Source organism: Chloracidobacterium sp. N (assembly GCF_018304765.1).
Taxonomy (GTDB): domain Bacteria; phylum Acidobacteriota; class Blastocatellia; order Chloracidobacteriales; family Chloracidobacteriaceae; genus Chloracidobacterium; species Chloracidobacterium aggregatum.
In genome coordinates this window covers 389,522-409,396 of sequence record NZ_CP072642.1, presented here as the reverse complement: position 1 = coordinate 409,396, position 19,875 = coordinate 389,522, and the positions used below count along the sequence as shown (strand labels likewise).

At 61.6% G+C, this 19,875-nt stretch carries 14 protein-coding genes and 1 tRNA gene; 4 read left to right on the top strand and 11 right to left on the bottom strand.

Annotation, left to right across the window (positions count from 1 at the left end):
- Window positions 1-26 precede the first annotated feature (26 nt).
- The 4 genes from J8C05_RS01690 to miaB form a co-directional block, all read right to left on the bottom strand.
- Complete coding sequence (locus tag J8C05_RS01690) at window positions 27-1,979, bottom strand: tetratricopeptide repeat protein (protein WP_211422503.1); 1,953 nt, start codon at window positions 1,977-1,979, stop codon at window positions 27-29.
- Entirely contained in the window at window positions 1,976-3,874 is a 1,899-nt protein-coding gene (locus J8C05_RS01685) for a tetratricopeptide repeat protein (RefSeq protein WP_211422502.1), read from the bottom strand. The genes J8C05_RS01690 and J8C05_RS01685 overlap by 4 nt, the downstream gene beginning before the upstream one ends.
- A gap of 50 nt (window positions 3,875-3,924) precedes the next feature.
- Window positions 3,925-4,443: a hypothetical protein gene (locus J8C05_RS01680; protein ID WP_058868163.1), complete on the bottom strand. Its 519-nt coding sequence runs from the start codon at window positions 4,441-4,443 to the stop codon at window positions 3,925-3,927.
- Between the two features lie 71 nt (window positions 4,444-4,514).
- Complete coding sequence (gene miaB / locus J8C05_RS01675; RefSeq protein ID WP_211422501.1) at window positions 4,515-5,858, bottom strand: tRNA (N6-isopentenyl adenosine(37)-C2)-methylthiotransferase MiaB; 1,344 nt, start codon at window positions 5,856-5,858, stop codon at window positions 4,515-4,517.
- A 207-nt stretch (window positions 5,859-6,065) separates the two neighbouring features.
- Here miaB and J8C05_RS01670 point away from each other — a divergent pair, with 207 nt between their 5' ends.
- From J8C05_RS01670 to J8C05_RS01660, 3 genes are all read left to right on the top strand, one after another.
- Window positions 6,066-7,790 (top strand): S41 family peptidase, encoded by a 1,725-nt coding sequence (locus J8C05_RS01670; protein ID WP_211422500.1) that lies wholly within the window; start codon window positions 6,066-6,068, stop codon window positions 7,788-7,790.
- Between the two features lie 54 nt (window positions 7,791-7,844).
- Entirely contained in the window at window positions 7,845-8,903 is a 1,059-nt protein-coding gene (gene ruvB, locus J8C05_RS01665; RefSeq protein ID WP_459543830.1) for a Holliday junction branch migration DNA helicase RuvB, read from the top strand.
- Between the two features lie 51 nt (window positions 8,904-8,954).
- Window positions 8,955-9,029: transfer RNA gene (locus J8C05_RS01660), tRNA-Asn, on the top strand.
- A 298-nt stretch (window positions 9,030-9,327) separates the two neighbouring features.
- On the opposite strand, the gene J8C05_RS01655 is transcribed toward J8C05_RS01660, so the two are convergent.
- From J8C05_RS01655 to recG, 4 genes are all read right to left on the bottom strand, one after another.
- On the bottom strand, window positions 9,328-9,657 hold the full coding sequence (locus J8C05_RS01655) for a nucleotidyltransferase domain-containing protein (RefSeq protein WP_211422499.1): 330 nt from the start codon (window positions 9,655-9,657) through the stop codon (window positions 9,328-9,330).
- A gap of 145 nt (window positions 9,658-9,802) precedes the next feature.
- Window positions 9,803-10,996 carry an NAD(P)/FAD-dependent oxidoreductase gene (locus J8C05_RS01650; protein ID WP_211422498.1) on the bottom strand — a complete coding sequence of 398 codons (1,194 nt, stop codon included), beginning with the start codon at window positions 10,994-10,996 and terminating at the stop codon, window positions 9,803-9,805.
- A 71-nt stretch (window positions 10,997-11,067) separates the two neighbouring features.
- Entirely contained in the window at window positions 11,068-11,961 is an 894-nt protein-coding gene (dapF, locus tag J8C05_RS01645; protein ID WP_211422497.1) for a diaminopimelate epimerase, read from the bottom strand.
- A 60-nt stretch (window positions 11,962-12,021) separates the two neighbouring features.
- Window positions 12,022-14,199 carry an ATP-dependent DNA helicase RecG gene (gene recG, locus J8C05_RS01640; RefSeq protein ID WP_211422496.1) on the bottom strand — a complete coding sequence of 726 codons (2,178 nt, stop codon included), beginning with the start codon at window positions 14,197-14,199 and terminating at the stop codon, window positions 12,022-12,024.
- Between the two features lie 124 nt (window positions 14,200-14,323).
- Between recG and J8C05_RS01635 the strand changes: the two genes are divergently transcribed.
- On the top strand, window positions 14,324-16,384 hold the full coding sequence (locus J8C05_RS01635; RefSeq protein WP_211422495.1) for an ATP-dependent DNA helicase: 2,061 nt from the start codon (window positions 14,324-14,326) through the stop codon (window positions 16,382-16,384).
- 29 nt (window positions 16,385-16,413) lie between these two features.
- Here J8C05_RS01635 and J8C05_RS01630 read toward each other — a convergent pair whose 3' ends face one another.
- The 3 genes from J8C05_RS01630 to J8C05_RS01620 form a co-directional block, all read right to left on the bottom strand.
- Window positions 16,414-17,190 carry an ATP-binding protein gene (locus tag J8C05_RS01630; protein WP_211422494.1) on the bottom strand — a complete coding sequence of 259 codons (777 nt, stop codon included), beginning with the start codon at window positions 17,188-17,190 and terminating at the stop codon, window positions 16,414-16,416.
- A gap of 141 nt (window positions 17,191-17,331) precedes the next feature.
- A complete protein-coding gene (locus tag J8C05_RS01625; RefSeq protein ID WP_211422493.1) occupies window positions 17,332-18,213 on the bottom strand; it encodes an NAD(+)/NADH kinase in 882 nt (293 codons plus the stop codon).
- 66 nt (window positions 18,214-18,279) lie between these two features.
- The gene (locus tag J8C05_RS01620) at window positions 18,280-19,821 is read right to left on the bottom strand and encodes an ATP-binding response regulator (RefSeq protein ID WP_211422492.1); all 1,542 of its coding nucleotides are present in this window, start codon (window positions 19,819-19,821) and stop codon (window positions 18,280-18,282) included.
- Between the last annotated feature and the right edge of the window lie 54 nt (window positions 19,822-19,875).

Below are 19,875 nucleotides of genomic sequence, written 5' to 3'. Positions count from 1 at the left end.
GACAACGTGGGCGCAGGTTTGACGGGTCAGGGCTGTGCAGCGGCCTGCTGCCGGGCCTTCTCCAGCCACGTCCTGATGAGCGGTTCGTCAGGCGCAAGCTCAGCGGCAAGGCGCAGTTCGTGTTCGGCGGCCGTGGCATCACCAGCTTCGAGGAGCAGGATGCCCAGCCGCCCGCGCGGACCGGCTGCCAGGGGCAACAACCGTACCAAACGCCGATAGACCTCCGTGGCGGCCTCCCGCTCACCAATCGTCACCAGGGTTTCCCCAACGACGAAGAGCGGCTGGGGCGCTTCCGGGGCATAGCGCAACGCGGTCTGGACTTCCGACATGGCTGCCTCCCGTTCCCCCAGCGCCGCCAGGACGCGCGCATACAGCGCGTGGGTCAATCCCCATTCGTTAGAGGGAAGCACCAGATACGGCGGTTCCCTGACAAGCATGCGCTCCAGACGCGCCCGCGCGGGCTCGAAAGCGTTGTCCTCGATGTCGAGGGTCGTCAGCATGATGTTGGCCGAAATGGAACGCGGTTCCACCCGCAATGCCTGCTCGTAGAAGGCCCGTGCCTGCTGTGGCTGGTAGCGAACGAGGGCATCTCCAACGTTGACGTAACCAATCGGGTGCTGTGGATCGGTTTCAATGAAGCGGCTGAACAGCGTGTAGTTGTCACGCCAGTCGAGATTGCGCTGCGCCGTGCGATACACGTAGCTTCCCACCAAACTGGCCACGCCCAGAAGAAGGCATAGCCGCGTGACTTCAGCCCGCAGAGGCCAGTGCCGGTGTTTCCCCATTTTGGCTTTGAGCCAGGTTTCCGGCCAGTGGGCCTTTTCCCAAACCAGCCACACCGCATAACCAAGGGCCATGGCATAGCCAGCCGATGGAACATACAGCCAGCGTTCCCCAACCAGCATGCCCAGCGGAATTGGTACGTTGCTCACAACGGACAGGGTGATGAACCAGAACCCAATGGCAAAGGCCACGAGTGGGATTCGTCGCCAGGTGAGCCACAGGGCGGCCACCAATCCGGCATGGAGCAACAAGCCCACCAACTTCCATTCGTTCCAGTTGGGAATGACCGGGACATTCGTGCCGTCATACTGCGGGCGCAGCGGGTAGCCGACAAACAGCAGGCGGTACCAGATCAACCCGACCTCCAGCATGATGATGGCCCGCTGCCAAAGCGTGTACCCGGCCAGCGTCACCAGTCCGACCCCGGCCATCTGGGCAGTGCCTTCGCCAGCCAGGGAACGTAACCAGAAATACGGGACAAGAGACGCAGCCAGCACCCAGAACGGGGACGTCACCTGCCACAAGCAGCGCAGGCGTGCGGTCAGCGCACCGTGGAGAAAACAGCGCCGCCGCGCAACCAGGACCTCGGCCAACCACAGGGCCGCCGGCAACGTCACCATGTTTTCCTTGGAGAGCAGCGCCGCGAGATAAGCCACGGCCGCCGCGCCGCGCCAGGCCCAGACTTTGGCCCGGTGACGTTTTGCCCGCCGCGCAGCCACCCAGGCCCACCACATCAGCCCGCCAGACAACATGCCCAGCAGTTCGCTGCGCCCGACGACATTGGCTACCGCTTCGGTGTGAACCGGGTGTACGGCAAACACAAGCGCCGCCACGCCGGCAATGCCCGGTGCGACGCGGTAACAGCGGAGCAGGCCAAACAGCAGCGCGACATTGGCCGCATGGAGCAGCACGTTGATCAGGTGATACCCCAGGGGTGCCAGCCCCCAGAGGGCATACTCCACCGTGAAGGTGACGATGGTGAGGGGGCGATAGTTACCGACGCCACCGGATTTATGGCTCCAGTAACCTTTGGTGAACAGCCACGGTATCTGCCGCCAGTCGGTAATGTAGGGATTGGTCTGGACGATGCTGATGTCGTCATAAACAAAGCCGTTGGCCAGCGTGTTGGCGTACACCAGCAGGGCCAGCGCAACGACAGCGATCCCCATCTGACGTGGTGACAGCGATGTCTTCACGGTGACGTGTCCGAGGGTGAAAGTCGTCGTGGCGGCCCCGTTGCCGGAGCGGGGGTTTCCCGTGCGCGTTGCTGGCGGATGAAATTCAACCTTGCCTGCAAGGCCTCGGCGTCGGGTGCCCGCTGCAAGCCTTCCAGCAAGACGGCTTCGGCTTCGGCGTAGCGTTCCAGCTCGATCAGCACCGTGGCGAGGTTACTGTAAGCCCGCCCGTGATCGCGGTCATGAATGGTGAGCTGACGAAAACCCGCCAGCGCCGCCTCAATCTGCCCGGCCTGCAAAAAGACCTGGCTGGTTTCAAACAGCACCTTCAACGAGTCCGGTGACTGGTGCAGGGCGATCCGGGCCTGCTCAAGCGCCAGGGGAAGGTCTCCGGTCAGCGCGAGGGCTTTGGCATACAGGGCGTGCCAGTCTGCCCATTCTCCGGACGGTGTCGGCAGATTGGGCGGCTCCTGCGCCAGCAGCGCCGCCAGACGGTCACGGGCCGCGGCAGCCTTGCCTTCCCGCAGGTCAAGCTCAGCCAGACTGCCCTGCGGCGACAGAAAGACCGGGTCCAGTTCAAGGGCCGCTTCCAGAAGCTGGCGTGCGCGCACCGGATCGCGCGTCATAAGTTCGTGGCCAAGTATCATGTAGCCCGAAGGGTTGTTCGGCGCCGTTGCCACCAGGCTTTCAAAAAGCGTGACGTTGTTTCGCCAGTCGCGGTTTCGCCACACGGTGACAACACTGTAGAACACAAGCAGCCCGGCCATCCCAACCAGTGCCGCCAAACGCAGCGCGCCACCGGTATGAACCCCTCGCAACACGGCCACGGACACCAACAGCACGGCGGCTACTGACGGGAGGTACAGCCACCGCTCGGCAAGCAATGTTCCAAGTGGCAGCACGACATTGCTCGTGACAGCCAAAGTGACGAACCAGAACGCCACCGCAAAGGTCACGAGCGGGGACTGGCGACGGCAGACCAGCGCCAACACAAGCAACCCGGCGGTGATGGCCAAACCCACCAGGACGCGCCATTGAAGGGTGGGCGTCAGGTCAAATTCCCGAATGCCGTACAGCATCTGCAGGGGATAGCCAAACATCACAAGGCGATACCAGGTCACACCGACCCCGGCCATGATGATGCACCGCTCCCACAGGCTTCGCCCAGCCAGCGGCACATGTCCTGTTTCAACCTGCTGCTCCATCCCTTCACCGGCCAGCATCCGCAGCCAGAAATACGGCACCAGCACGGCCAAAAAGACGACAAACGGCCCGGAAGCCTCCAGAGCACCCCGGCGACGGAACCTTCCGGCAAGCCACTCACCGGCGAACAGTGCCGCCGGAAGCACGATCATGTTTTCCTTGGAAAGCACGGCCGCCAGATAGGCCGTGGCAGACACCACCCGCCAGCCCCATCCTTTGACGCCCCCCTCACGCCCCTGCAACCAGGCCCACCACATCAGCCCGCCGAAAAACATGCCCAGCAACTCGGCCCGCCCGACGATATTCGCCACCGCTTCGGTGTGGACGGGGTGCACGGCAAACAGCGCGGCTGCGAGGCTGGCCAAACCAACCGCCACCCGGTAGCGCCTCAACAGGTAAAACAACCAGGCGACATTGGCGGCATGCAGCAGGATGTTGACCAGGTGATACCCGGCCGGACGTTCCCCCCACAACTGGTACTCCACAGCAAACGTGCTGACGGTGAGAGGGCGATAGTTGCCGCCGCCGCCAGTGACATGGCTCCAGTAACCGCGCCGCCACAACGCCGACCAGTCCGGTTGGTGCACATTTGGATTGTTGACGATGATGGGAACATCGTCGTAGGCAAAAGCATTGCCCAGGGTATTGAGATACACCACCACCGCCAGACTGATGAGCAGGACCACAGTGCGCCGTGGTGATGGAGAGACCACTGACCGGTGCCAACGACTCCACCAGGAGAAAGTCTGGAAAGGTACGGCGGTCATGACTCCAACCGGTCGGCCAGTGGGCGCTGGCGTGTGGTCTGAACGAACGTCGGACGCACCGCGCCCGCCCCCAACGCCTCGATGGCTTGCCGGACCTCTTCCAGAAACTGCTGCCGGGTGCGCCGCCGCGCCCGTACCGGTACGGCTTGCAGATGCTGTTCGATGACCAGACACATCCTGTGCCAGGCCGTTTCAAAAGCGTCGGCTACTCGCGGAAGCTGTGAAATATCATAAGGCACGGCAACGGCAGTCACGCCCAGCCGGGCAAACACAGCCAGGTAGCGGGCGGTGGCCAAATCCGGGCAGCCCAACCGCCGCCGCCCGACCTTCAGCTCAATACCGAGCAGGGTGTGCTGAATCTGCACGACCGGTGGCTGGCGACACGGCGTACGAAACAAATCGAAGCGCCGCGTGCGTTGGCTGAGCACCATCTGTTCATAGAGCTTTGGCAACGTGCCGTCGCCAAGCGCCCGGATGATGTCGGCTTGCCACTGATGGCGTGCGTCCTCGGTCATCGTCGTATCCTACGGGGACTGCCAAGCGGGGACTGCCAAGACACGCCTTCCCTTTTCGTCACCCCGTGGGGCTATGCCGCCGTGGCGACCGGGCGGTCTTCCGGCAAAGCGGCGCCTTCGGCGTAGAGCAGGTGCGGCGTGGCGTGTGCGATATTGACGGTGTAGAGACCGGGTTTGGGTGCAACGGTCCGGGGCACGAGAACGGTATGGTTCCCACGGGTGTGGCCCTGCATCAAATCCCCATCGTGGGCCGGCCCCTTGACGAGCACCTCGGCCTGGCGTCCCACCCACCGCCGGTAGTTGAGCCAACTCCAGTGCTTCTGGCGCTCGATGAGCCGCATCAGCCGCGCCACCTTGACCCCATGCGGAATGTCGTCAAAGTGCGTGGCGGCCGGCGTTCCCTCCCGTTCGGAGTAAACGAACATAAACGCCATATCGAACTGCACCGCGTCATAGAGGGTCAGGGTTTCTTCAAAATCGGCTTCCGTTTCGCCTGGAAAACCGCAGATGATGTCGGTTGAAAGCGTGGCTTCCGGCAGCCGTGACCGAATCGCGGCAATGCGTTCGAGGTAATACTCGCGCGTGTACTCCCGCGCCATCCGGCGCAGGGTCCGGTTTGAGCCAGCCTGCACCGGCAGGTGAATGTACTGGCACACCGCAGGCGTCTCCGCAATGGCGGCAATGATGTCGTCCGTGAAGTTGATGGGATGGCTGGTGATGAAACGCACCCGTGGAATGCCAACCTGCCCGACCATCCGCAGCAACTCGGCAAAGGAAGGAAAGCCCGGCAGCAGCCTGCGGTGCGGGCCCAGCCCCGGCTCCAGCCCGTAGCTGTTGACGTTCTGCCCCAGCAGGCTGACTTCCACCACGCCGGCCTCCCGCAGGGCTTCGACTTCCCGCAGAATATCCGCTGCCGGCCGCGACACTTCCGGGCCGCGGGTGGTCGGGACGATACAGTAGGTGCACTTGTGGTTGCAGCCGCGCGTGATGGCCACGTGGGCGGAAAGGGCGCCTTTTGGCGGCGGCGGCGCGTAATCACGCAGTTCATCCCGGAAGGCAAAGCTTTGAAACCTGCCCTGGCGGAGTGCAGGGATGAGATCGGTCAGGGCGCCGGGTCCGAGCATGATGTCCACGCCGAACTTGGCCCCCATTGCCTGTCCTTCGGGCAACTGAGCCAGGCATCCCATCAGTGCCACCGTCACCGTCCGGCGCTTTTTCTCCTTGCGCAGTGCACCGAGCAGGGAGCGGGCTTTCTCGACCGGCTTGCCACGTACGGCGCAGGTGTTGAGCAGCACCAGGTCGGCCTCGTGAATGTTGTCCACAAACGAGTAGCCCACCCCGGCCAACTGGGACTGAATGGCATGGGTGTCATACTCATTCATCTGACACCCAAGCGTGATGACGCAAGCTTGCATAAGACGAACGACCTACCCTTGGCAGCACGGATAAGGTTTGACTATAGCGCGTAGGGCAGGCTTTTCAATGACCGTTCGGGTCAGCAACTTCCAGCCAGGGCTTGACCCGTGGCGAGTAACGTCCAACAATGGGCAGCGGTTTGCCTGACGACCTGCCGCTGGCTTGCGGGTCGTTTCTCCTCAACTTTACCCATCCCAGATATGCCTATGAAGTTTGTTCCTCGCACCCCATCGCGGTTGGCTGCCGGTGTCATGAGTTTGGTTTGTGTCACGTGTCTCACCGGATTCCCGGTGCTTGTCGGGGGAAGCGGACGCGGCCTCGTCCAGGCCCAGGAAGTCGAGTTTGGACTTGGCCCGGAACCAGGCGATGCGTGGAAGGGTAAGGACGTGACCACGGCCTACGTCGAAGCCCTGACGCTGGCCGAGGAACACTATGCCGGGCCGATTGACCACGAGCGGCTCTGCGATGCGGCCGCCACCGGCATGCTGCGGACGCTCGACCCGCACTCCAACTTCTTCACCCGCGAAGAATTCAATGAGTTCCGCAGCCAGCAGCAGGCCAACTACTCCGGCATCGGCTCGCTCATCACGCAGCACGGCAACAAGGTCTATATCTGGTCGCCGATTGCCGACACACCGGCCTACCGGGCCGGGCTGCGCTATGGCGACGAGATCATTGCTGTGGATGGCGAGTCCACCGAAGGCTGGGATGTCTCCAAGGTGCGCTCGCGGCTCCGGGGCCTGCGCAGCACGGCCGTTACGGTCACGGTCAACCGTCCCGGCGAATCGTCACCGATCACAGTGCGCATCGTCCGCGACTCCGTAGGGCAACCTTCGGTATCGAACGTCTTCATGCTGACCCCGGAGGTCGGCTACCTGGCCTTCCGCCGTGGCTTCGCGCAGGCCAGTGGTGAGGAAGTCGCTGCCGCCGTCCGCCAGCTCAAGGTGCAGGGTGCCAAAGCCATCGTCTTCGACCAGCGCGACAACCCCGGCGGTTTGGTGGATGCGGCCCGCGCCATTGCCGAGCTGTTTCTCCAGCGGGGACAGAAAATCGTCAGCATCCGGGGGCGGACGCCACGCGGTATGACCTACGAAAATGCCCTGACGGCCAACAACCCCAACCCGGAGGACGTTCCGCTGGTGGTGCTCATCAACGGCGGCAGCGCCAGCGCCGCAGAAATCCTGGCCGGTGCGCTTCAGGATCATGACCGCGCACTGCTCGTTGGCGAGACCACCTTCGGCAAGGGCCTGGTCCAGACGCCCTACCGTCTGCCGGACGGGTACGGCCTTACCCTGACTTCGGCCAAGTATTACACCCCGACGGGCCGCCTCATCCAGCGGCGCTACGACAATGTTTCGCTCTACGACTATCAGCGCCGCCGCTCACGCACGGAAGCCACGGGCAAGGATGGGCTGACGAAATACCTCACTGACGGCAAGCGTACTGTTTACGGCGGTTTGGGCATCACGCCGGATGTCGAGGTCAAAGGCGAAACCTACACGCTCGCCCAGGGACAGCTCACGAGCCTGACCTTTTTGTTCGGCCGCCTGCTGGCGAACGGGCAGGTTGAAGGTTTTGCCCAGTACCGTGTGCCGCGTGACGTGGACTACAACCACACGCTCCAGGACAGCGACTACCCCATCACCGATCAGCTTCTGGCGGCCTTCAAGACCTTTGCCCAACCGCGTCTCCAGGAATTCGGCATTGCGCCAACGGCGCTTGCGGGCAATGACGCCTTTTTGCGGCAGCAACTCCGGCGCGAAATTCTGACTGCGGCCTACGGCTTCGACACGGCGCAGGAAGTCACTATCCGTGAGGAAGCGGTTGTCAAACGCGCCATTGCCGAAGTCCCACAGTCACGGAGCCTGGCGGAGAATGCGCGCCGGTTGACGCCATCGCCATTGCGCCCCACAAACAGCTTCAAGAACTAGCCGCCAGGCCAGCCGCCAGGGATGATGAGAGGACAGTGATGGACACGCCAAGTCATGTCGTCTGCTGACCGAACCTCCATGCGGCGCCTCGTTGCGGGTGAAACGGACGGTGAAGAACGGAACCTCGAGTCTTCACTGCGTCCGCGCCTGCTGCGCGACTACATCGGGCAGAACCGCGCCACGGACAACCTGGCGGTCTTTCTGCAGGCAGCCCGCCAGCGGGGCGAGCCGCTCGATCACCTGCTCCTGTGCGGCCCGCCGGGGCTGGGCAAAACGACTCTGGCAATGATTGTGGCCCAGGAGATGGGCGTCGAGATCAAATCCACGGCCGGCCCCGTCATTGAAAAGTCCGGTGACCTGGCGGCGCTGCTGACCAACCTTCAGGAAGGGGATGTGCTGTTCATTGACGAAATCCATCGCCTGTCGCCGGCCATCGAGGAAATCCTCTACCCGGCCATGGAGGACTTTCAGCTCGACATCGTCATTGGACAGGGGCCATCCGCCCGCTCCATCAAACTGGATTTGCCGCGCTTTACGCTCGTCGGGGCGACCACCCGCGCCGGTCTCATTACGGCCCCGCTGCGGGGACGTTTCGGCATCAACTTCCACCTCGATTTTTACACGCCGGAGCAGTTGCAGCAGATTGTGCTGCGTTCGGCCCGGATTCTGGAGACGCCGATTGACGAAGCCGGCGCGGCGGAAATCGCCCGCCGGGCGCGTGGCACACCACGGATCGCCAACCGCCTGCTGCGGCGGGTCCGGGACATTGCCGAAGTCATTTACGATGGGCACATCACGGCGGACGTGGCAGCCGAGGCGCTGGACCGTCTGGAAGTGGACCGGTTTGGGCTGGACGAAGTTGACCGCAAGCTGCTGTTGACCATCATCGAGAAGTTCGAGGGTGGCCCCGTCGGTCTGGGGACGATTTCAGCCGCCATCAACGAAGAAAAGGACGCCATCGAGGAAATCTACGAGCCGTATCTGCTCCAGATTGGCTTTCTCAACCGGACGCCCCGCGGTCGGGTCGTCACGGGCGCGGCCTACGCCCACCTTGGTGTAGCGCACCGTTTTCGGGGCGAAACCGCCCAGACCCCGCTCTTTGGCGAGGGATGAACAAAAGCATTGACAAGCCGCGATGAGGTCGCTACAAAAACTGCTTTCTATTCCTCAGTAGCTCAATGGCAGAGCATTCGGCTGTTAACCGAAGGGTTGTAGGTTCGAGTCCTACCTGAGGAGCCACTTTTCAGACCGCTGGCGGTTCATACGCCATACAAGACCCCCTTGGGAGCGCCCAACGGGGTCTTGCTGTTTTGGGTGTGTCCACACCCACTCACCCCTACCAGCCGTCTATCCTGCTTCCCAACATTCCGTGGTTGACTCCCCATGCATAGCCTCGTGCAGGTCTGCAAGCTCGCATTTCTGTGTTTTTGAGGCGCTTCCCGGTGACGCGCATACCTGAAACCAGCCTCTTTGGCTGCCCGGATGGATTGTTCCGCCCTCTCAAGATTGGCAGCAACCTCTGCCCCGAAAGCTGGCGTCATACCAATACCCCATCCCGTTTTGCGTTTCGGTAGAGTTGAATGCTTCCACACTCGAATTCATCCAGAGGAACAGTCCGGGCAGAGATGAGTTGCTCTGATTCCATCTGAATGGGATACAGCATGTCTATAACTTGACGAAGTTCTGAAAAATAGTCGAAGGGTTGGCTCAGCAGGACAAGCAAATCAATGTCACTCATTGAGTCAGCCTGGTTGCGGGCTGCGGACCCATACAGAATCAAACCCCTGAGCTGAGGGCCATAGTGACTTTCGAGTGCCTTTTTGCATCTTTTTACCACTTCACGTGTAATTTCCATTCGAGTCGTCATACTTATCCCTGTCAGAGAGTGGCTAACAAAAGGCAGCCGATAAACCTGAATATCTGAAGATAACCTTTGGAAAGATATTGGACGGTACAAGCCCCAGCGCCGCGATACCGTACAGGCATTGGTCACGTTGTGCCGGAAAGGCGCTTCAGGCCGCCCGTGGATAATCCACCGTGTGCAGGGTCAGCTTCGGGGCGCGCCAGGCAGAAGGTGCCACGAAACTGCGCAATACACGCCCCTTCAAGGTTACATAGTCCACGTCACCGGCCAGCGCCTGCTGCATGATGCTGACGACACCGCCGTGCAGCGTCGAAAGCTGAAGCACCCGGTCAATGACGGACGCGCCCAGCATCGAGCCACGGTAAAACTTCGGCAGCCGACGTGAAGCCTCCGTCAGGTCAGCTTCAAACGCCTTCCGCCACCGCTGCTCATAACTCATAGCCTCCCCGGCAATGAGGGATTGCCCAAGCAACTCCGCCGAATGCAGGGCGTAGAAAATACCCTCACCTGTAATCGGGTCCACAAAGCCGGCCGCATCCCCCACGAGTGCCCAGCCATCGCCAACCACCCGATTCGTCTTCCATGACGCGCGCCGCAACATCGGGACCCGCGCCGCATACCGGACCCGTTCGCGCGGCAACTCGCCCTGCCGATGCCAGCGGACAAAGGCATCGAGTTCCTCCCAGAGCTTCGGCAGCGGATACTCGCCACACTGATTGATGATGCCGTAGGAAATGTGGTCAGGGCGCGGAAAAGCCCAGACGTAACCGGTGAAATGGCGTGGAAAGGCCACCACCGCGCGCGGGACGCCGGTTGCCGGGACGTAATACCCACAGCACATGGCCTGGTCGGCGTCGGGCAGACGCCGTCCGAGTGCACGCCGTACGAAGCTCGTACAACCATCCGCTCCCACGACGAAATCCGCCTTCCAGCGGTCGCGGCCAGCCGCGACCTGCCAGGTACGCACTTCCCGACGCAGGTTTGTCACCCGCAGCGGAATGAAATCCGCTCCGGCTTCCGTTGCCCGCGCCAACAGGAGACCATTCAGATTCCGGCGCGAAAAAATCTGAAACGGGGCGTCGCCCAAGGGAAAGGTCACACTCCGTCCGCCGGCCGAAATGATCTCAATTTCCTGAATGTCCTGACGTGGAAAACGGTCTGCCTGCCCGGCCAGGAAACCAAACTGGCGCAATGCCTTGGCTGTCAGACCGCCGCCGCAGGGTTTTTCCCACGGGCCGCCGTGGGCATCGTACAGCCGCACCCGCGCACCCGCCTGCACCAGCCGATGGGCCAACATCGAGCCGGCCGGACCTGCACCAACAATGGCAACGTTGCATGTCATGGCTTCAAAACGTACACTTTCTCACCTTTCTTCCAGTGTACCGAACAGCCTGCCGGACCTGCCAGGTTCGTTTACGCATCGGCGGCTGACGCATCGAGATCAGGCAGCGCCCAGGCGACCTGTCCGATGTAATGTGCGCTTCCGGTCAGCGTGACTTCTCCACTGAACGCATCCCAGGCGACTTCGAGGCTGCCCTGTTCTGTCGCCACCGTCACCTGCCGCTCGACCAGGTGTTTCAGCATTGCCGCAACCGCCGCTGCACAGGCCCCGGTTCCCGAGGCAGCCGTGCGCCCGACACCCCGTTCCCAGAAACGGGCTTCCAACGTGTGCCGGTCAAGCACCTGCACGAACTCGACATTCGTCCGGTTTGGAAAGGCCGGATGCCGTTCAAGCTGTGGACCCAGCAACTCAACCGGCGCGGTATCGAGGCTGGAAACAAACAACGTGCAGTGCGGATTGCCCATGGACAGAACCGTGGCCCGCACCGTCTCTTCCCCCACATCCAAAGCGACATCCACCAACGGCGGATGAAGTGCCGGCTCTGCCCGGAAAGGAATTCGCCCGGGGTCAAACACCGGCATTCCCATCTGAATGGCACAGCGGGTTTCAAGTCCTTCGGCAGCGAGAAAACGGACAACGCGTACGCCAATATCGGTCATGACGCGCAACTCGCGCTTCTCCCAGTTTGTGACGCGCCGGATGCAAGCTGCAACGCAACGCAGTCCGTTACCGGACATTTCCGCCCGCGATCCGTCGGCATTCCAGAGCACCATGCGATAATCAGCATCATCCGAAGTCAGGGCTTCAATACCGATGACACCATCTGCGCCGATTCCCTGGTGTCGGTGACACAGCTTTGGCACAAAAACTTCCAGATGCTTCAAAAAAGTATCCGCGGCCGGCTGGCCAAGCGGGAAAACGAGAAAGTCGTTTCCCAGTCCGTGGAGTTTGTGCAGGATGAGCAAGTCGGTTTTCCTTCCTTTGATTTGGGTGCGTTATGGCGCATCAGAAATAAATGGGTAGCATCAGTGGACACCGCCCATCGCCATGGGAAACATGCGTTGCGCCCGGGCCAGCCAGTGTTGGGTCTGGGGTGCGTTGGGCTGCTCGCGCCAGACCCGCCAGGCAGCCTCACGGGCAAGTGTCAACCAGTCGGCATCGCGGATGAGATCACCCACCCGAAACACCGGCAAACCCGATTGACGCAAACCCAGCATTTCGCCGGGCCCGCGCCAGGCGAGGTCTTTTTCGGCAATGGCGAAACCATCCGGCGTCTGGGCAAAAAAGTTCAGCCGTTCCAGAGCTTCCGGCGAGATGCCATCCGGCGCCATCAGAACGCAGTACGATTTGGCCGCACCACGCCCGACCCGCCCCCGCAGTTGATGAAGCTGCGCCAGTCCAAACCGTTCCGGGTGTTCGATGACCATGACTGAGGCGTTCGGTACATCAATGCCGACTTCGACGACCGTCGTCGTGACGAGAACGTGGATTTCGCCTGCGACAAACTTCTGCATCACGGCATCTTTTTCTTCGGACTTCATCCGCCCGTGAAGCAGTCCGACAACCAACGTCGGAAAGACCTCCTGTTGGAGCTTGGCAGCGGCGGCAGTGGCCGCCGCGACATCGAGTTTTTCCGATTCTTCAACCAGCGGATAGACAATGTACGCCTGTCGTCCGGCGGCGCATTCCTGGCGGATGAAGTCATACACGCGGTTGCGCCGCTCGTTGGTGCGCACGGCCGTGACCACCGGTTTCCGTCCGGGCGGAAGTTCATCAATGACAGACACATCGAGGTCGCCATAGAGCGCCATGGCCAGGCTGCGCGGAATGGGCGTGGCGGTCATCACCAGTACATCCGGGGAGATGCCCCGGGCCAGCAACTGTTCGCGCTGAAGCACACCAAAGCGGTGCTGTTCGTCAATGATGACCAGTCCCAGGCGTGCAAATGCAGTGTCATTCTGGATCAGCGCCTGTGTGCCAATGACAATGTCCACTTCATGGTTGGCCAACGCCTGTCGGATGGCTTTCTTTTCGCTTGGCTTGAGGCGTCCGGTCAGGGCGGCAAGGCGGTAGGATGTGCCTGAAAGCCAGCGCGTCATGGAACGCCAGTGTTGCTCAACCAGAATTTCAGTCGGCGCCATGAGCGCCACCTGCCAGCCGTTTTCCACGGCCACAATCATCGCCTGCAGGGCCACGACGGTTTTGCCCGACCCGACATCCCCCTGCAACAGCCGCGACATCGGACGTGTTCCGGTCAGGTCACTGACAATTTCCCGAATGACGCGCTTCTGGGCGTTGGTCAGACGAAAGGGCAGGGTTTGGCGTGCGCGTTCCCGGATGGCATAGGTCACACGCATCCCGGCCTTTTCTCCGGCCTGCTCGCGTTGACGGCGACGATTGGCCAGCGCCAGGGTCAGCAGGAAAAATTCTTCGAGGGCCAGGCGGGCATGCGCCGGCGAACGACGCGCCTGGATGGACTCCAGATGGTCTGTGGCTTCCGGGAAATGCACTTCCCGCAGCGCCGCCAGCTTGGTTGGTAACGGTGGCAATCCCCCACAGTCATGACGCAATTCATCCGGCAGGCCGTCATCCGGTACGTCATGCAAAGCCTGAAGCAGGCGAAAGATGAGCGACCGGAGCGCGCGGGTGCGAAAGGTTCCCAGCTTTCGGTAAACAGGCACGCACCGGCCGACGTGAATTGTTTCCGGTACGTCGTCGTCCGTTTCGTCGTTGAGCACTTCGTAGTCAGGGTTTTCCACCTGGTAGCATCGCGCCCGGCTTGAGAATTCCCATTCGCCGTAGAGCACCACCCGCCGGCCCGGCTGGAAAACCTGCCGCAGATAGGGCTGATTCCACCAGCAGGCGCGAATGCGCCCGGTGCTGTCCCACCCAATGACCTCAAACAGGGTGAGTTGCTTACCCTGTCTGGTCCGGATCGGGTAACTTGACGCCAGGCTGACTTCGACGAGAACCGAAGCGGACTTTCCCGGAGCGAGGTCGCAGATTTGTGGCAGGTGCGAGCGGTCTTCGTAGCGAAACGGCAGGTACAGCAGCAGGTCTTCCACTGTGACTTCGGCCGGTGACACCTTGCCAATGGCGCTTCCCAACTCGGCCGCCAGTTTTCCGGCCGTCGTGACACCAATACCGCGCAGATAGGCTGGAAGTTCCAGCAGTGCCGTGGTCAACGACAGGTGAGCCGACATACAAGCCTCCACAACCGGTTGTGGATTTTTTGACTGGTTTGATAGTATGTCACAAGATGTAGTAGCTCAAGCCGGCTGCCCACGTTCTTTCCACCCGACACATTTTTACGGAGCATAGACTGCCATGCTGCTCGACAAAAGTTCCTGTGACGCCCTGGTTTGCGCCGAACCAACGGACACGCTGACCCTGCTGGAAGCCGTGCTGGGGGACGGCGGACTGTTGGCCACCACGCAGCCCGGCTTTGACTTTCGCCCCGGCCAGTTGGAGATGGCGCGTGCCGTCCTGGATGCCCTGCAGCGTGGCGGACACCTGTGTGTCGAGGCCGGCACGGGCACTGGCAAGACGCTGGCTTATCTCGTCCCGGCCATCCTGTGCGATGAGGTCGTCATCGTCTCGACGGCGACGAAAAACCTTCAGGAGCAAATCCTGCATCACGACATCCCGCGCCTGGAACAGGCGCTGGGGCGTCAACTGCGGGTCGTACTGCTCAAGGGAAGAAACAACTACCTGTGCCTGTATCGGCTCGCGCGTTTCGAGGAACAAGGACGCCTGCCCGGACTCGATGAGGTGCGTCATCTGGAGGTCATCCGCCAGTGGTCTCACACGACGACCACCGGCGACCGCGCCGAATTGTCCAGCCTGCCGGAACACCTGCCCATCTGGGCTGAACTCGATGCGCGGACGGAACGCTGCCTGGGGCAGGGGTGTCCCCACTACGACGAATGCTTCATCACCCGTGCCCGCCAACAGGCCCGCGAAGCCGACATTGTCATCGTCAACCACCATCTGTTTTTTGCCGACCTGGCCGCGCGGCGCAGCAATTACGGGGCCTTTCTGCCGGACTACACCCGGGTCATCTTTGACGAAGCCCACGAAATCGAGGATACCGCCGCCAGCTACTTCAGCCTTCAGATCAGCAACGAGCAGTTTGCCGAACTGCTGCGCGACATTGCGCAAACCTTCATCCCCGATGCCGAGCGGGCCCATGCGGTGCGTCAGGCCTCGCAGGCAGTTGCAGAGCGCGCCGCCCATTTCTGGACGTTCGCCCAGAAAGTCTGCCGCCCGGCATCCCGGGCAGGCAACAGAAACAGGGCCGGCAGCGGAAGTGATGCACGCGGAATGCTGCAAGCTTCGGATTTGGCCACAGAAGCTTCCGGCTACACGGCGCTGGCCGCGGCGCTCGATCAGCTCGCCGAAGCCCTCGGGCAGGCGGCTCACCAGAAGGTGGGTAACTTCGGGATCAATACGGATCCGGCCCTGCTGCGCCTGGAGCCGCGCGCGCGTCAGTTGTGCGAGCGGCTGCTCCGTATCGTTCAAGCCCAGGACGCCAACTACGTGTACTGGTGGGAACGCCCTTCACCCCGCCGGTTTTCCCTGCAAGCCACACCGATTGACATTGCGGCGCTGCTGCGCGAGCAACTGTTTCACCAGGTGGAAAGCGTCGTGCTGACGTCGGCCACACTGACGGCCGACGGCTCTTTTGCATTCATCCGCTCACGGCTTGGACTCGACAAAAGCGACGAACTGCTCATTGACTCGCCGTTTGACTACGAGCAGCAGGCCCGGCTCTATCTGCCACCTGACATGCCTGACCCGAATCACCCTGACTTCACCGAAGCCGCTGTGAACGAAATCATCGCCCTGCTTGACATCACCCAGGGACGCGCGTTTGTCCTGTGCACGAGCCTGCGGCACATGCGGCAGCTTTACGGGCGGGTCAGAGAAAAGGTGCCATTTCCCTGCCTGATACAGGGCGATCAACCCCGATCAAGCCTCATCAAAACGTTTCAGACCGAACCCGGTGCGGTGCTCTTTGGCGCCGCCAGTTTTTGGCAGGGCGTGGACGTGGTGGGGCCGGCGCTTTCATGTGTGATTGTGGATCGCCTGCCTTTCCCCGTTCCGTCCGACCCGCTGGTGGCCGCCCGGTGTCAGCACATCGAGAACCAGAGCGGGGAAAACAGCGGGAACGCCTTTCAGTCCTACAGCCTCCCCCAGGCCATCCTGGCGCTGAAACAGGGGTTTGGACGCCTGATCCGCAGCCGTACCGACCGGGGCATTCTCTGCCTGCTCGACCCACGGATACGCACCAAACGCTATGGACCAGCGGTGTTGCGCAGCCTGCCTCCCCATCTTCCGCAAACCGAGGATCGGGATGCGCTTCGGGAGTGGTTCTGCAACGGCTAGCAGCAGTGCGGCGGCTTTTGTCCAGCAGGCTACGACTGCATCAACAGACGTTTGTTGAGGTAGGTCTGGCGGTAGTCTTCCCCAAACATCTGGATGGTTTTGCACATCTCGTACAGACGGGAGCGCAGCCGGACACCAATGCGCTCTTCAAGCGTTTCGTCGTAGCGGTCGCTTGGCTGGTCCAGGTAGTTGGAGGTGATAATCGTCGTTTTCTGCTCGTTGTAGCGCGTATTGAGAATGTGCGTGATGGTGTCGCGCACCCACTCCGTGGCCTTGCCCGCCCCCAGCTCATCCAGAATGAGCACGTCCACGTCATAGACCGGACGCAGCACCGATAATTCCGTCATCTGGGTCTGCGGGTTATACGTCTCCTGGATGGCTTTGAGCAGGTCGCGGAAGTCGTAAAACAGGCACGGCACGCGCTTGAGCCGCATCAGGGCATTGGCCGTGGCCACGGCCAGATGCGTTTTGCCAACCCCACAGGGACCGAGAAAGAGCAGCCCCAGCCCACGTTCGACCGGATAGTCCTTGACATAGCGCCGGCAGGCGAGCACGGCCGTCACGAGTGACTTCTGGCGTTCGTCATCGGGATTGACCCGGAAGTTGTCAAAGCTGCTTTCGCGGTAGCGCGCTGGAATCCGCGCCCGCTCCACAAGGCTTTCGGACCCGCCGCGACAGCGGACACACCGGCGCGAGCGGCGCTTTACCGGGTCATATTCAAACCCGGTCCCCTGGCAGACCGGACAGAGGTCTGGCGCGGGGTCAATTGCCGACGATGAGCGGGGAAGCCAATCAGGAAGCGACATCGTCGCAGCAGGCGACGCCCCACTGAACTCTGGGTCAGTGAGTCAATGGGACGCGAAATCAGGGATGAACCAGGCTCGTTTGCTTCCAGTTAGTTTTCACGGGCGCCGGGAAAAATCAAGCCGGGTTCCAATGATGAACCGTTACCCGTTGCCCCACTTGAGTTTATCGCGCAGGAGCTGGAAGTAGTCCTTGCCTTCCGGCTCGATGAGCGTCAGCACCGAGGCGCTCTTGCGAATCACCACGCGGTCTTCCGGTTCGACGGCGCATCCGGTCTGCCCATCAAAGGTCAGGAAAACATCTTCGACGTTGAAGGGGCCGCGTTCGGTCGTCAGACGCAACTCGATTTCACTCGTATCCGGCACCACCAGCGGCCGGTTGGTCAGTGTGTGCGGACAGATCGGCGTCAGGACAATAGCCTGCATCGCCGGGTGAACAATCGGCCCCCCGGCCGACAGGGAATAGGCCGTCGAGCCGGTTGGGGTGGCGATGATGAGACCATCAGCGTGGAAAATGGAGACGAACTGCCCCCCGATCCGGCACTCAATCGGCACGAGCCGGGCCAGCATGCTCTTTGTGATGACACAGTCATTGACGGCCTGCGCCGTCAGGCGCGGCACACCCAGACGTTCAACTGTAGCTTCCAGCTTCATGCGGACATCCGTGCGGAAGGTGCCCGCAAAAACACGTTCCAGGGCCGTATAGACCGTCTCCGGGGTGTATTCGGTCAGGTAGCCCAGGTAGCCGTAGTTGACGCCCAGTACCGGAACATCCCGCGATCCCAGCAAGCGTGCGGCGTAAATCATCGTCCCATCCCCGCCGATGACAATGACCAAGTGGGACTGCGCCGCCAACATTTCTGAAGGTACGACGGTGACAGTCGGTGGAAGCAGGTGCGCCGCCGACGGCTCGCCGATGACCCGGCACCCACGCGCGCCAAGCCACGCCGCCAGATTTGCCAGGTACGCTGTGATGTCCTTCAGATGCGGCTTGACCACCAAGCCGACGGTTTCCAATGAAGCCATGTCTTGCTCTTTATATCAGCCACGTGACGGCATCCCAGGAGCAAGTCACGCCTGAATGCAGGTCGGTCAGTTTGAGGGGGACGGCGTAGGTGCCGGGTTTTCAGCCGGGGTGGCGAGTATGTCGGACAGGTCGGTGACCGACTCTGGGGTCGCCGTCGAGTTCGATGGAGGCAGAGCGGCTTGTGTGGCGCTGGGTGGTACGAGAGGAAGTGTGATGGAGAAAGCCGTCCCGACTCCAACCTGACTGCGGACAGCCACGTTGCCTCCGTGTGCCGCCGCAATGCGTTTGACAATGGCTAGCCCCAGGCCCGTTCCAAGGTCCTTGTTGCGACTTGCGGCCTGGTAGTAAGGGTCAAAGACGTAGGGCAAATCCTCAGCCGGGATACCTTCGCCGGAATCCACGACACTGAAGACCACGTAAGGAACACCGGCATCCACCTGGGTGCCTTCCATCAGTCGCGCTTCAAGCCAGATTTGACCGCCATCGGGAGTGAACTTGACAGCATTGGACATCAGGTTCGACAGTGCCCGGTGCAGTTTGCCGGCATCGCCAATAATCGTCGGCAGGTGATCCTCACAACCGTAACTGAACTTGATGGACTTACGCCGGGTGGCCGGCTCGAATTCCTCGCCCACCTGCTCGATGATCTTCGCCACTTCGAGCCGTTCCAGCACCAGCATCATCTTGCCGGCTTCGAGTTTTGAGAAATCCAGGAGTTCCGACACCAAGGAGATGAGCTTTGTGGCAATGGTGCGGGCACCCGTGACGAGAGGCAGGATGTCAGACTTCTTGGGGCGCGGCTCGTCCAACTGCTGCTCGATGAGTTCCATCGTGGAGATAATTGTCCCCAATGGCGACCGGATGTCGTGGACGATGGCATTGGTAAACTCCGCCCGCAGGCGTTCCAGTTCGCGCAGCTTCTCGTTGGCGTCCCGTAGCGACTGCGCCTGGGTGCGCACCTGAACGTAGCGCCCGGCCCGTTTCAGTGCGGCTGAGAGCTGTTCCAGGGCACGCCGTAAAATCCCGGTTTCTTCACTGTTCGATGTGTCTTGCAGGGACTCGATGGCCGCATTGAGCGAGGTCATCAACTCCTGCCACTTGGCCTGTTCGGCAAGGTCGGCCGCATCTGAAAAATTGGGCAGAGGTTGTTCACCTGTCGGACGGATGCAGTATTCAATGCCATCAGCTACCGCGGCCAGATTGGCAACCAGCCGCTGACGTTCGACCGCCCAGCGTTGTCGTTCCAGCATGCGGCGCAACTTGAGGATGAGTTCCTGGTGGCGGAACGGGACGGCTAAAACCTCGTCCACGCCAGCATGCAGTGCCGAGGGCACGTCGTCATCGCGTGTTGCTGCCGGGCTGAGCAGGATGATGGGCAGGTTGCGGAGCGCGACTTGCCCGCGCACCCACCGGGACAGATCGAGACAGCCCGGTTGGTGCAAAGCGACATCCATGATGAGCGCATCGAAAGGCTGGGTCTCCAGCCGCTGTTGCACGGCCTCTCCGGTATCCACCAGGTCAACTTCATAACCATTACTGGTCAGCAGCGCACCGGCCATCGCACCGAGCAGATTGTCGTCTGATGCAATCAGAATTCGTTCGGGCATAGCATTGGAGGGGGGCGCTTCACCCGGCGCCCAAGGACTTCCACCCCCGATGGA

What these genes read in the sequence shown, in the direction of transcription:
- recG (WP_211422496.1), bottom strand. Translation starts at nt 14,199, where the DNA reads ATGTCGGCTCACCTGTCGTTGACCACGGCACTGCTGGAACTTCCAGCC.
- J8C05_RS01680 (WP_058868163.1), bottom strand. Translation starts at nt 4,443, where the DNA reads ATGACCGAGGACGCACGCCATCAGTGGCAAGCCGACATCATCCGGGCG.
- J8C05_RS01620 (WP_211422492.1), bottom strand. Translation starts at nt 19,821, where the DNA reads ATGCCCGAACGAATTCTGATTGCATCAGACGACAATCTGCTCGGTGCG.
- J8C05_RS01635 (WP_211422495.1), top strand. Translation starts at nt 14,324, where the DNA reads ATGCTGCTCGACAAAAGTTCCTGTGACGCCCTGGTTTGCGCCGAACCA.
- miaB (WP_211422501.1), bottom strand. Translation starts at nt 5,858, where the DNA reads ATGCAAGCTTGCGTCATCACGCTTGGGTGTCAGATGAATGAGTATGAC.
- J8C05_RS01630 (WP_211422494.1), bottom strand. Translation starts at nt 17,190, where the DNA reads ATGTCGCTTCCTGATTGGCTTCCCCGCTCATCGTCGGCAATTGACCCC.
- J8C05_RS01650 (WP_211422498.1), bottom strand. Translation starts at nt 10,996, where the DNA reads ATGACATGCAACGTTGCCATTGTTGGTGCAGGTCCGGCCGGCTCGATG.
- J8C05_RS01655 (WP_211422499.1), bottom strand. Translation starts at nt 9,657, where the DNA reads ATGACGACTCGAATGGAAATTACACGTGAAGTGGTAAAAAGATGCAAA.
- ruvB (WP_459543830.1), top strand. Translation starts at nt 7,845, where the DNA reads ATGTCGTCTGCTGACCGAACCTCCATGCGGCGCCTCGTTGCGGGTGAA.
- J8C05_RS01670 (WP_211422500.1), top strand. Translation starts at nt 6,066, where the DNA reads ATGAAGTTTGTTCCTCGCACCCCATCGCGGTTGGCTGCCGGTGTCATG.
- J8C05_RS01625 (WP_211422493.1), bottom strand. Translation starts at nt 18,213, where the DNA reads ATGGCTTCATTGGAAACCGTCGGCTTGGTGGTCAAGCCGCATCTGAAG.